This window comes from Reyranella sp., from assembly GCF_004296935.1.
Classification (GTDB): domain Bacteria; phylum Pseudomonadota; class Alphaproteobacteria; order Reyranellales; family Reyranellaceae; genus Reyranella.
On the sequence record NZ_SCVH01000078.1, the window covers coordinates 1 to 11,282 of the forward strand.

Consider the following 11,282-nt stretch of genomic DNA (forward strand, 5'->3'; position numbering starts at 1 on the left):
GCTCACCTACCGCGATGGCAGCCGCTACGACGGCCAGTGGCTCAACGACCAGCGGCAAGGCAGGGGCGCGTTCATTTGGCCGAGCGGCAACCGCTACGACGGCGACTACGCAAAAGACAAGAAGACTGGTCGAGGCGTGCTCACCTACCGCGATGGCAGCCGCTACGACGGCCAGTGGCTCAACGACCAGGCACACGGAGAAGGCACGCTCACCCTTGCCAACGGCACGACCTTGAAGGGGACATGGACCAACGGCTGCTTCCGGCAGGGCGGGCGCAACTACAAGGTCGGTTCCGGCGTAAAGGACTGCGGTTGAAGCAGGTGAGCGGGCGGGCATCCCCCGCTCACCACCCTTACATGGCGCGCATCACATCGCGCGCATGAGGGCGGCGCCCTTGTCGAGCAGCGGCAGGACCTTGTCCTTGGCCTCCGAGGGCACGCCGAACACGGCGCGGTCGACGCCGGCGTCGCGGGCGCGCTTCAGCGCCTCGCCGTCCATGGCTGTGCCGAACAGCGTCACCGGCACCTCGTCCGGTTTGCGGCCCGCCGCCACCAGCATCTCGCGGAACGGCTGAAGCATCGCCAGCGTGTCGCCGCCGCGACCGCCGATCGGCATCCAGCCGTCGGCATAGGCCACGGCGCGGCGCGCGCCCTGCGGGAAGCCGCCGCCGACGATGATCGGCGGATGCGGCTTCTGCACCGGCTTGGGCCACTGCATCATCTCGTCGAACTTCACCAGCTCGCCCGCGTATTTCGGCTTGGCGTTGCCCCAGATCGCCTTCATCGCCTCGATGCGCTCGCGCATCAGCTTGAAGCGCGTGCCGAACGCCGTGCCGTGGTCGGCCATCTCCTCTTCGTTCCAGCCGCCGCCGATGCCGAACAGCACCCGGCCGCCCGACAGGCGATCGACGGTAGAAACCTCCTTGGCGGTGTGGATGGGATCGCGCTGGATCACCAGGCAGACGCCGGTGCCGAGCTTGATCTTCTTTGTGACGACGGCGGCGGCGCCCATCGCCACGAAGGGATCGTAGGTGTCGTAGTACCATTTCGGCAGCTCAGGCCCGCCCGGCCACGGCGACTTGCGGCTGGTGGGAATGTGGCTGTGCTCGGGGAACCACAGCGATTCGAAGCCGCGCGCCTCGGCCTCGACGGCGAGCTCGTGCGGCGGCACCGCGTAGTCCGTCGGAAACATCGTGATGCCGATCTTCATGCTCGTTCCTCCGGTTTCGTTGGCGCCTGCCGTTTGCCCCAGTCTACGCTATGGTGTCGGGAACGGGGGAGGCAAGACTTGAGTCGAAAGCTGTTCGACAGCCATTGTCACATCATCGACCATCGCTTCCCGATCGTGGCCAACCAGGGCTACATCCCGCCGCCCTTTCCGCTCGAGGCCTACCTCGCCGAAACCCGGCCGCTCGGCGTGGCGGCGGGCGCGGTCGTGTCGGGCTCGTTCCAGGCCAACGACCAGACCTGGCTGATGGACGTCCTGCCCAAGCTGGGCGCCGGCTGGGCCGGGGTGACGCAGATCGCGAACGACTGTCCCGACGTGGAGATCGCCCGACTGGACGGCATCGGTGTGCGCGCCGTGCGCTTCAACCTGTTCCGCGGCCGGCTCGACAGTGTCGACGACATCATCGCTCTGGCAACCCGCGTCCATGCGGTCGCTGGCTGGCACGCCGAGATCTATGCCGATGCCGCGGCATTGGCGCCGCATGTCGAACGCTTGTCGAAGCTGCCGCAGCTCTCCATCGACCATCTCGGCATGACCGACGCGGGCGTGCCGGTGCTGCTCGACCTGGTGGCCTCCGGCTGCAAGGTGAAGGCGACCGGCTTCGGCCGCGTGAAGCTCGATGTGCCGGCGACACTCGAAGCGATCGCTACGAAGAGCCCCGATGCGCTGATGTTCGGCACCGATATTCCGTCCACGCGCGCGGCGCGGCCGTTTCAGACGACGGACATCGATCTGGTAGAGAAGGTTCTGGGACCTGACTTGGCCCAGAAGGCGTTTTGGGACAATCCGGTCGCGCTTTACGGGAGAAGATCATGAAGGCTGCTTACATCGAGCAATACGGCGGACCCGAGGTCCTGAAATACGGCGACCTTCCCGATCCCTCGCCCGGCCCCGGCCAGGTCGTGGTCGATACCGTTGCCGCGAGCGTCAATGGCGCCGACTGGAAGGTGTGCGCCGGCGAATACAATCATCCGAGCTTCCCGGTGATCCTGGGCCGCGATTTCTCCGGCGTGGTGAGCGCGGTGGGCGCCGACGTCAAGGATCTGAAGGTCGGCGACGAGGTGTTCGGCGTGCTGGAAGCGGGCCGCGACGGGACCTACTGCGAAAAGATCGCGATCGGCGCCGCCATCGTGGCCAAGAAGCCGGCGGCGCTGTCGCATGTCGACGCAACCGCGCTCGCCCTCACCGGTCTCACGGCGATCCGTGCGGTCGAGGACACGCTCAAGCTGAAATCGGGCGAGACGATCCTGATCCAGGGCGGCGCGGGCGGCGTCGCGAGCTTCGCCATCCAGCTCGCCAGGCATATCGGCGCCCGCGTGATCACCACCGCAAGCGCCGGCAATCTCGCCTGGATGCGCGAACTCGGCGCCGACCAGGCGATCGACTACAACGCCACCGACTTCCGCAAGGTCGTGAGCAACGTCGATGCGGTGTTCGACACCGTGGGCGGCGATGTGGCGATGCAGTCCTTCGCCGTCCTGAAGCCCGGCGGACGGGCGGCCTTCATCGCCTCGGGCCCGCAGGCGCCCAAGCCCGATCGCAGCGACGTGATTTCCCTGCGCCCGGCCGTCGGCCGCGACCGGCCGGCGCTGGAACGCATCGCCGAGCTCGTTCGCGCGGGCGCCGTCAAACCGCCGCCGGTCCGGCTGTTCAAGCTCAGCGACGCGGTGGAAGCCGTCGGCATCAGCAAGGCGCGTCACCTGAAAGGCAAGCTGGTCTTCAAGCTGAAGTGAGTGCCCCTCACCCGCCCGGCGGCACCTTGACCCGTTCGGCGATGAATTTGGTCAGCACCGGCGCCAGCAGCAGGACCGCGATCATGCGGACCGTCTGCATCGCCATCACGAAGGAGACGTCGCAGTTGGTCGAGGCGGCGATGATGGCGATGGAGTCGGAGCCGCCCGGGCTGGTGGCGAGGTAGGCGGTGAGCGGATCGACGCCGGCAACGAGAACGAAGAGTGCGGCGATGCCGCCGCAGATCGCGATCAGGATCAGGGTGCAGACGAGGATGCGCGGGAGCGCGCGCGCGGCATGGACGAGCAGCGGCCGCGTGAAGCGGAGGCCGATGTTCCAGCCGACCAGCGCGTAGCTCGCCGCCAGCAGCCACGTCGGCAGCTCGATCGTCATAAAACCGAGATGGGCGAGGACGATGCCGGCGACCATCGGCACCAGGAAGGCGCCGGCGGGAATGCGCGCCACGCGGGCGACAGCGGGGCCCACGATGGCGAGCGCCAGCGTCTCGCCCAGCGACAGCCAGTGGACCTCGGGGAACCACAGGATCGCCGCGGCGCCGTAGGACGAGCTCACGCCGAACACGCGCGCCACCAGGGCCGCGATCCCCGCCACCAGGAAGATCCGGAGATACTGCATCAACGCCACCAGACGGATGTCGGCGCCGTAGGCCTCGGCCATGAAGGTCATGACCGAGGCGGCGCCCGGGCTGATGCCCCACAGCGCCGTGGTGCCGGGCAGGATCTGCAGGCGCGTCATCAGCCAGCCGAGCCCGCAGCTCGCGACCAGGACGGACACGACGCCGGTCGAAAAAAGCACCCAGTGGCCCAGGATGTCGCCCACGATCGACAGCGGCACCATCTTGGCGATCAGACAGCCCACGATGCCCTGGGCGACGGCAAAAATGGACACGGGAGACCGCACCTGGCCGCCCCACGAGGCGAAGGCGATGCCCGCCACCAGCGGGCCCAGCATCAGCGCGGCCGGCACGTGCAGCCACAGCAGCAGCGCCGTCACCGGCACCGTGAGCGCGATCAGGATCGGCCAGGCCATCCCCCTCACCTAACCTCTCCCCCAAGGGGGGAGAGGAACATGAAAGCTCATTCTCATGCTCTCAGGCTCCTCTCCCCCGCTAGGGGGAGAGGTTGGGTGAGGGGGCGAGAAACATCATCAGGTAACGAACTCCTCCGCCTCGCCGTTCATCGTCCGCAGCGTGGCCATCAGCTCGCCGGCGGCAACGGCCAGGCGTGCATCATCCGTGCCGCGCAGCACCAGCGAGACGCTGGGCTTGCCGTTGCGAAACGCCGGGTAGCTGCCGATGTCGAGATCCTCGTAGCGCTTCTGCAGCGCGCCCAGCGGCTCGGCGATGATGCCCTCGGGCAGATTGGTGCGCACCGTGCGCGACAGCACCGGGTCGCCGCCGACCAGCCGGTGCTTCATCGACTGGAACATCGCCTCGGCGACCTTGGGGATGCCGGCGAAGGTGAAAACGTTCTCCATCTGGAAGCCCGGCGCCACCGAGACCGGATTGTCGACCAGGAGGCCGCCGTGCGGCACCCGCGCCATGCGGCGGCGGGCCGGCGTGAACAGCGCCACGTCGCCGTAATGCTTGGTCATGCGGGCGACCGCCTCGGGATGCTCGGAGATGCCGACGCCGAAGGCCTTGGCGATGCAGTCGGCGGTGATGTCGTCGTGGGTCGGGCCGATGCCGCCGGTGGTGAAGACATAGTCGAATTTCCGGCGCACCTCGTTCACGGTGGCCACGACGGTGGCCTCGATGTCGGGGATGACCCGGCATTCGCGGACCTGGACGCCGAGCTTGCCCAGTTCGGTGGCGAGGTACTGGATGTTGGAGTCCCGGGTGCGGCCGCTCAGGATCTCGTTGCCGATGACCAGGATGCAGGCGGTGACGACTTTTGCCGGTTCGGTCATGGGAGCCCTGCGTGATTTTCCTTTGGTTTCAGGACATTAGCGGAGCGGGCGAAAATGACCAAGCTGCGTCCACGGTCTTGTTACCGCCCATATCGCATGCCAAATAAGGGGCCATGAATGGCCCACGCGACTTCGTCGACGACAGCGACGACTATTGGCGGCGCGACGACCGCACCATCAAGCTTCACGGCCCCGAGGGCTTCGAGGGCATGCGCCGGGCTGGCCGGCTGGCGGCCGAAACGCTCGACTTCATCACGCCCCACGTCGTGCCGGGCGTCAGCACGGGCGAGCTCGACAAGCTCTGCCACGACTATATCCTGGACAACAAGGCGATCCCCGCCCCGCTCAACTACCGCGGCTTCCCCAAGTCGATCTGCACCTCGATCAACCATGTCGTCTGCCACGGCATCCCGGGCGAGAAACGGCTGCAGAGCGGCGATATCGTCAATATCGACGTCACCGTCATCCTCGACGGCTGGTACGGCGACACCAGCCGCATGTTCTTCGCCGGCGATGTCGGCGTGAAGGCGCGCCGGCTGTGCGACATCACCCACGAGGCAATGATGCGCGGCATCGCCGCCGCCAAGCCGGGTGGCCGGGTCGGCGACATCGGCCATGCCATCCAGAGCTACGTCGAGGCCCAGCGCCTCTCGGTAGTGCGCGATTTCTCCGGCCACGGGCTTGGCCGCATCTTCCACGACGCGCCCAACATCCTGCACTACGGCAAGGCCGGCACCGGCCCGGTCCTGAAGCCCGGCATGTTCTTCACCGTCGAGCCGATGGTGAACGCCGGCACCTGGCAGGTGAAGGTGCTGAGCGACGGCTGGACCGCCGTCACACGCGACAAGCAGCTCTCGGCCCAGTTCGAGCACTCGGTCGGCATCACCGAGACCGGCGTGGAGTTCTTCACGCTCTCGCCCAAGGAACTGGCCAAGCCGCCGTACGATCTCGAGGCGGCGAAGACGCCAGAGACCGCGACGGCTTAGATTCCGACCCCCTCCGTCAGCGTAGGACGCTGACACCTCCCCCGAAACGGGGGAGGAGAATGATCTCTTCTCTCTCCTCCCCCGTCTCGGGGGAGGTGTCGCGCTCATCGCGCGACGGAGGGGGTCATGATTCTCCGGCCGCCCACGTCAGCCGCTGGATGCCGGCGCCGGGCTCGGGCGACAGCAGCACCGTGCCGGCGAGCCGGCCTCTCTCGCAGGCCAGCGTGAAGCGGCCGCTGAGCGCGTGGATGCCGTCGATCTTCTCGATCCGGCCCTCGCCCAGCTTCTGCTTCAGCTCGGCCAGCTCGCGATCGCGAAAGTGCGCCGGCATGTCGGGCAGGAAGTTGACGGCGAGGACCGGCTTCGCGACTTCGATGCGGCCTGCGTTGTAGGCCATGACGATCGCCTCGACCGCCCGCACCACGGCGCGCGATGCCACGGGCGGCGGCCGGACCGGCAAGGTCGGATGAACGACCCGCGCCAGACGTCCGGTCAGGGACGACATCGGCGCATAGGTGCGGTTGCCGAACGCCATGATGCCGACGCCGTGGTCGATCATCATCAGCACGTGCGAGCCATAGCCCGGCAGGCCGCCCGCGTGATGCAGCAGGCGGCCGAGCTGCGGGTCGGCAGTGTTGTTGAGACCGTAGCCATAGGCGCTGGGCGGCGCCGGCCTCTCCGGATCGGGCGTGAAGGGCGGCGCATGGAACAGCCCCATCTCGCGCACGCTCGACCGGCGCACCGGGCCGGACTCGGGATCGTCGCGCGCCGGCCAGGCGCTGAGCAAAAAGGCGACGTAGCGCGCGTAGTCCGGCACCGTCGTCGCCAGCCCGCCCATGGCGCCGACCTCGCCGTCGGGCTCGATGCGCTCGCGCGACCATTGGCCGTCGTCGAGTCGATAGGGCCACGCGTAGTCGCCGCGCGAGGCCGCGGGCGCGTCGAAGGTGGTGCGCGTCATGCCGAGCGGCTCGAGGATGGTGCGCGTGATGAACGCCTGGTACGGCATGCCGGCGACGTTGGTGATGACCCGGCCGATCAGGCCGTAGCCGGTGTTGCTGTATTCGAAGGCGACGCCGGGCGGCCGGGCGAACAGGTTGCCGTCGGCCATCAGCGCGTCGAGCTCGCGCGGCGTCATGCCGAGCACACGATCGCCCCACGGGTCGTCATAAACCTGGCCGCCGAGATGGCTCAGCAGATGGCGCGGCGTGAGCGGCGGGCTGTCGCGCGTCGGCAGCGGCACTTTCGCAAACTGCGGCACATAGGTGGCGATCGGCGCGTCGAGCGCGAGGCGGCCCTGGTCGCGCAGCGCCAGCACGGCGAGCGCTGTCATGTTCTTGGTCATCGAGGCGATGCGGAAGCAGGTGTCGGGCCCGACCTTGCGCGCCGCTTCGATGTCGGCGAGGCCTCGCGCCGTCACATGGACGAGCTGGCCGCCCTGCACGATCCCGGCTGCGAGGCCGGGGATCTGCTGCTCCTCGGCAAAGGCCGCGCAGGCCGCGTCGAAGGCTGAGTTCATTGCGCTCAATGCCGCGCCAGGAAGTGGAGCACGTTCTCGTTGAACTGCCTGGGATCCTGCAGGAACGAGAAATGGCTGACCTCGGGCTGGATCAGGAGGCCGGCATCGGGGATCTCGGCCGCCATGTATTCGGTGTTCTCGCGCTTGATCGCCTCGTCGTGGTCCGCATCGACGATCCAGGTCGGCGTCCTGATGCCGTTCAATTGCGTCGCCGTGTAGTTGGGCTGGGTCGCCCACATCCTGCCGATCTGCTTCAGGAACGACTGGTACTGGCCGGGCGTCGGCGACAGCGCCTCGTATTCCTTCGCGGCCCTCGCGATGAAGGCCGTGAACACGGGGCTCCTGTCGACGTCCTTGACCGCGCTCGGGTCGGAGTTGGCGGCGAAGGCGAAGAGCCTGGTGAGTCGTGCCGGATGACGGATGGCGATCTCGAGGCCGAGGATCGCGCCGTCGCTCCAGCCGACCACGGCGGCCTTGGGGATCTTCAGGAAATCCATCAGCCCGAGCACGTCGGAGGCCATCAGCTCGTAGCCGTAGGGCCGCTCGTCGCGTGTGCTGCGGCCGTGGCCGCGGCTGTCCATCACGATCACGCGGTAGCGCTCGGCCAGCGCCGGCACCTGGTGGCCCCAGTAGTTGGCATTGGCGAGCCCGCCGTGCAGCAGGACCACCGGATCCCCTTTGCCGAAAGTGGCGTACCAGATCCTTATGCCGTTCACCGGCGCCAGTCCGCTCTCCTCGGCTTTGGGGAGCGTCGGCGTCGGCGGCAGGGTGAGCCACTGCGGCTCGGCACGCACGGTTGCGACCACGAACAATGAAGCGATCAGGCAGAAGACGAGGTTGAAGACACGCATGGCCGCATCTTCAAACAGGGCGCCCGACCCGTCCAGAGGACTCAGCTCATCGCCCCCGCCATCTGCGTCAATCCCAGCGCGACCGACAGCAGGTCCGAGCCGCGGGCCAGACGGGCGGCCATGCGCGCGGAGGGGGCCGCCCGCCCGATCGCGGCGCGCACGGCCGGCACACGGCTCGACCCGCCGGTGAGAAAGATCGTGTCGATGGCGGCGGGACCGAGGCCCGCCGCCGCGATGCAGTCGCGCGCCGCCTTGTACAGCCGATCCGTCCTGGCTTCGATGGCGCGCTCGAAGTCGGCACGCGTCGCCGTGATCGCGAGGCCCGCCTCGAGAAAGGCCAGGGGCACGTCTGCCCGTTCCTCGGCGCTCAGCACGATCTTGGCGTCCTCCACGGCAAACGCCAGGCGATGTCCGAGCCGTTGGCGCACCACGGCCAGAAGACGCCCCACTTTCACAGGCTCGCAGGCCAGCGAGACCAGCTCGGCGAGCGCGCGCTCGTTCCTGTAGGTGTACGCGAAGTTGATCGTCGGCCAGGTGGCGAGCTCGTGGTAGAGCGCGTTCGGCATCGGCAGGTTCTTTTCGACGAGTTCCGTGCCGAGGCCGAGGTGCGGCATCACCGCCGCGAGGCTGAGCGCGGTGTCGAAGTCGGTGCCGCCCACGCGCAGGCCGGCGGTCGCGAGCACGTCACGATTGCGATCGGCGGGACCGCGATCGGCGCGCTCACGCTGCCGCGGGTCGACGCGGATGACGGAAAAGTCGCTCGTGCCGCCGCCGATGTCGGCGATCAGCGCCAGCTCCTCGCGCTGCGCCGTCTGCTCGTAGTGATGGGCAGCCGCGATGGGCTCATAGACGAACGCGACGTCGCGAAAGCCCGCCCGCCTGGCAATGGCCTCGAGCACCTCCTGCGCCCGCGCATCCGCCCGGTCGTCGCCATCGACGAAGCGCACCGGCCGGCCGTGCACGACAGTCGTGATCTCCTGTCCGGCGAAGGCTTCGGCCTTGCCTTTCAGATGTCGCACGAAGATCTCGACGACTTCCCGGAGCGGCACCTTGCGGCCGCCGAGGCTGGTCTCCTCGTCGATCAGGGGAGAGCCCAGGATCGACTTGAGTGCGCGCATCAGCCGGCCTTCGGTCTGCCCGACATAGGCCGAGATGGCCTCGTTGCCGAACAGCACCCGGCCCTTGGTTTCCCGACCTTGGGCTTCGTAGTCGAAGAACACCGCGCTCGGCATCAGTGTGCTGCTGGCTTCGATCGGCGCAAGCGCCGCTGTCCCGTCGCGCGCGACGCCGATCGCCGAGTTCGACGTCCCGAAGTCCAGTCCGCAGGCGATCATCTCTGTCCCCGTCAGGTGCGAAGGGGCTCTCATCTATACGATGCACCGAAAGTTGCCAGACTGTTTCTTTTTGCGTAAACTTTCCTCGATAGTGGGATGTCCGGGAAATCGGGCGTCCCTTTTTCATTGGCACTGCCCGGGCGCCCTTTCAGACATTCCTTTGCCGTGTTTCCGCCGCGGTTCCGGTGGACCGTGGACGCATGGGGAAGGCTAGGCGGGCAACTCCTGATCCGGCGACAAGCGATGATGCTCTGGGGGACGATGCCCTGGTGGCATTGCTCGCCGCCGGCCTTCGCCTGCAGGCCGCCGACAATCTCTGGCGCGTGAGCGGCAATACGCTCCCCCACCGGATGCTGCTGCGCGAGGCAGGCGGCGTGTGGAACCGGCTGGACCAATGCTGGGAATTCACCGCCGAGGACCCGACGGCGAAGATCGTCGCGGCGCTCGCCACCCAACCGCCCGCGGCCGGCCACAACAGCAACGACGCCGAGGCGCCGCGACCACATTACTTCGGTCATCGCGCGCGGGTGCGTGAGCGCGTGCTGAAATCGGGCGTCGAGGCGCTGGCCGACTACGAATTGCTGGAGCTGCTGCTGTTCTATTCGATCGAGCGGGTCGACACCAAGCCACTGGCCAAGGCGCTGCTCGACCGCTTCGGCACCCTGGGCGACGTGTTCGCGGCCGAGCCGGCACAGCTGCGCGAATTCGAGATCGACCAGAGGACGCTGGTGCACTTCAAGGCGATGCGCGAAGTGGGCCGGCGGCTGGCCGAGCGCAAGGTCAAGGACATGCCGGTGTTCACCAACTGGCAGCAGCTCATCGACTATTGCCACGCAGCCCTCGCGCACGAGAAGACCGAGCAGTTCCGCATCCTGTTCCTCGATCGCAAGAACGTGCTGATCGCCGACGAGGTGCAGCAGCGCGGCACCATCGACCACACGCCGGTCTATCCGCGCGAGGTGGTGAAGCGGGCGCTGGCGCTCAACGCCGCAGCGCTGATCCTGGTGCACAACCACCCCAGTGGCGATCCCAAGCCGTCGCGCGACGACATCGAAATGACGCGCGAGATCAGGACAGCGTCAGAGGCGCTCGGCATCACCATCCACGACCACCTGGTGATCGGCCGCAAGGGCCATGCGAGCTTCAGGAGCCTGGGGCTATTGTAGTCGCCTCGCGGTCCGCGTCCCCTGTCGAGGCGGCAGGGACCAGAAATCCGGCAATATCGGTGCTTCCGGCGTCACGCGTGGGCTGGAAGCTGCTTCGACAAGGCATCGTCGAGCTGCGCGGCATTCGGACAGAAAGCACGGCACTCCGTTTCCTCGATGCTGAACAGCCATTCGCGGCACTGACGCTTGTTCGGGCACGTCGTGCAGGTCCATGTCATGTCGCGCAGGCAATCGAGGGGCAGTTGAGCGGCATCGACGCCGAGCCGGGAAAGCATCTGCTCCAGCAGCTCGCCAGAACCGTCGCATCCTGCGATCAGAGACTCGACCTGCGAGCGCACGAGGCCGACGTCCGCCAGGACGGCATCGAGGGACCCCATGGCCGCGAGCTGCGCGAGTTCGCGTTTCAGCTGCCGGCGCTTGCGCCCGGCATCGATGCGGTGAGAGATCGCTCGCCGGAAATCCTGGAGCGTCATGACACTTCTCCCCTTCGTCGAGGCGCCGCACGAGGCCACGGTTGAAGAAGGCCGGCGACGAAGCCATT

General features: G+C 67.6%; 11 protein-coding genes and 1 pseudogene. 5 read left to right on the forward strand and 7 right to left on the reverse strand.

Annotated elements, in window-relative coordinates; all coding sequences use genetic code 11:
- Positions 1–316, forward strand: a pseudogene (locus EPO55_RS11095) (hypothetical protein); the annotation flags it as partial.
- Between the two features lie 51 nt (positions 317–367).
- Here EPO55_RS11095 and EPO55_RS11100 read toward each other — a convergent pair.
- Positions 368–1,210, reverse strand: coding sequence for an LLM class F420-dependent oxidoreductase (locus tag EPO55_RS11100; protein WP_296336846.1), 843 nt, complete (start codon positions 1,208–1,210; stop codon positions 368–370).
- 78 nt (positions 1,211–1,288) lie between these two features.
- Here EPO55_RS11100 and EPO55_RS11105 point away from each other — a divergent pair, with 78 nt between their 5' ends.
- On the forward strand, positions 1,289–2,044 hold the full coding sequence (locus EPO55_RS11105) for an amidohydrolase family protein (protein WP_296336848.1): 756 nt from the start codon (positions 1,289–1,291) through the stop codon (positions 2,042–2,044).
- The gene (locus EPO55_RS11110) at positions 2,041–2,961 is read left to right on the forward strand and encodes an NADP-dependent oxidoreductase (RefSeq protein ID WP_296336849.1); all 921 of its coding nucleotides are present in this window, start codon (positions 2,041–2,043) and stop codon (positions 2,959–2,961) included. The genes EPO55_RS11105 and EPO55_RS11110 overlap by 4 nt, the downstream gene beginning before the upstream one ends.
- A gap of 7 nt (positions 2,962–2,968) precedes the next feature.
- Here the strand turns inward: EPO55_RS11110 and EPO55_RS11115 are convergent, their stop codons facing one another.
- Positions 2,969–4,009 carry an AbrB family transcriptional regulator gene (locus tag EPO55_RS11115; protein ID WP_296336850.1) on the reverse strand — a complete coding sequence of 347 codons (1,041 nt, stop codon included), beginning with the start codon at positions 4,007–4,009 and terminating at the stop codon, positions 2,969–2,971.
- Positions 4,010–4,126: 117 nt separating this feature from the next.
- Positions 4,127–4,888, reverse strand: a complete 762-nt coding sequence (locus EPO55_RS11120; RefSeq protein ID WP_296336851.1) for a molybdopterin-binding protein — start codon at positions 4,886–4,888, stop codon at positions 4,127–4,129.
- Positions 4,889–5,001: 113 nt separating this feature from the next.
- Between EPO55_RS11120 and map the strand changes: the two genes are divergently transcribed.
- Positions 5,002–5,874 (forward strand): type I methionyl aminopeptidase, encoded by an 873-nt coding sequence (map, locus tag EPO55_RS11125; protein ID WP_296336852.1) that lies wholly within the window; start codon positions 5,002–5,004, stop codon positions 5,872–5,874.
- 124 nt (positions 5,875–5,998) lie between these two features.
- Here the strand turns inward: map and EPO55_RS11130 are convergent, their stop codons facing one another.
- Genes EPO55_RS11130 through EPO55_RS11140 form a run of 3 tightly spaced genes read right to left on the reverse strand, consistent with a single transcriptional unit; the run spans position 5,999 to position 9,575 of the window.
- Positions 5,999–7,390 carry a serine hydrolase domain-containing protein gene (locus tag EPO55_RS11130; RefSeq protein ID WP_296336854.1) on the reverse strand — a complete coding sequence of 464 codons (1,392 nt, stop codon included), beginning with the start codon at positions 7,388–7,390 and terminating at the stop codon, positions 5,999–6,001.
- A gap of 5 nt (positions 7,391–7,395) precedes the next feature.
- Positions 7,396–8,241 carry an alpha/beta hydrolase gene (locus EPO55_RS11135; protein WP_296336855.1) on the reverse strand — a complete coding sequence of 282 codons (846 nt, stop codon included), beginning with the start codon at positions 8,239–8,241 and terminating at the stop codon, positions 7,396–7,398.
- Positions 8,242–8,282: 41 nt separating this feature from the next.
- Complete coding sequence (locus EPO55_RS11140) at positions 8,283–9,575, reverse strand: Hsp70 family protein (RefSeq protein WP_296336856.1); 1,293 nt, start codon at positions 9,573–9,575, stop codon at positions 8,283–8,285.
- Between the two features lie 269 nt (positions 9,576–9,844).
- Here EPO55_RS11140 and radC point away from each other — a divergent pair, with 269 nt between their 5' ends.
- Complete coding sequence (gene radC / locus EPO55_RS11145; protein ID WP_296336857.1) at positions 9,845–10,741, forward strand: DNA repair protein RadC; 897 nt, start codon at positions 9,845–9,847, stop codon at positions 10,739–10,741.
- 71 nt (positions 10,742–10,812) lie between these two features.
- On the opposite strand, the gene EPO55_RS11150 is transcribed toward radC, so the two are convergent.
- A complete protein-coding gene (locus EPO55_RS11150; protein ID WP_296336858.1) occupies positions 10,813–11,214 on the reverse strand; it encodes a DUF6455 family protein in 402 nt (133 codons plus the stop codon).
- Positions 11,215–11,282: the final 68 nt, after the last annotated feature.

What these genes read in the sequence shown, in the direction of transcription:
- EPO55_RS11100 (WP_296336846.1), bottom strand. Translation starts at nt 1,210, where the DNA reads ATGAAGATCGGCATCACGATGTTTCCGACGGACTACGCGGTGCCGCCG.
- EPO55_RS11110 (WP_296336849.1), top strand. Translation starts at nt 2,041, where the DNA reads ATGAAGGCTGCTTACATCGAGCAATACGGCGGACCCGAGGTCCTGAAA.
- EPO55_RS11115 (WP_296336850.1), bottom strand. Translation starts at nt 4,009, where the DNA reads ATGGCCTGGCCGATCCTGATCGCGCTCACGGTGCCGGTGACGGCGCTG.
- EPO55_RS11120 (WP_296336851.1), bottom strand. Translation starts at nt 4,888, where the DNA reads ATGACCGAACCGGCAAAAGTCGTCACCGCCTGCATCCTGGTCATCGGC.
- map (WP_296336852.1), top strand. Translation starts at nt 5,002, where the DNA reads ATGAATGGCCCACGCGACTTCGTCGACGACAGCGACGACTATTGGCGG.
- EPO55_RS11130 (WP_296336854.1), bottom strand. Translation starts at nt 7,390, where the DNA reads ATGAACTCAGCCTTCGACGCGGCCTGCGCGGCCTTTGCCGAGGAGCAG.
- EPO55_RS11135 (WP_296336855.1), bottom strand. Translation starts at nt 8,241, where the DNA reads ATGCGTGTCTTCAACCTCGTCTTCTGCCTGATCGCTTCATTGTTCGTG.
- EPO55_RS11140 (WP_296336856.1), bottom strand. Translation starts at nt 9,575, where the DNA reads ATGATCGCCTGCGGACTGGACTTCGGGACGTCGAACTCGGCGATCGGC.
- EPO55_RS11150 (WP_296336858.1), bottom strand. Translation starts at nt 11,214, where the DNA reads ATGACGCTCCAGGATTTCCGGCGAGCGATCTCTCACCGCATCGATGCC.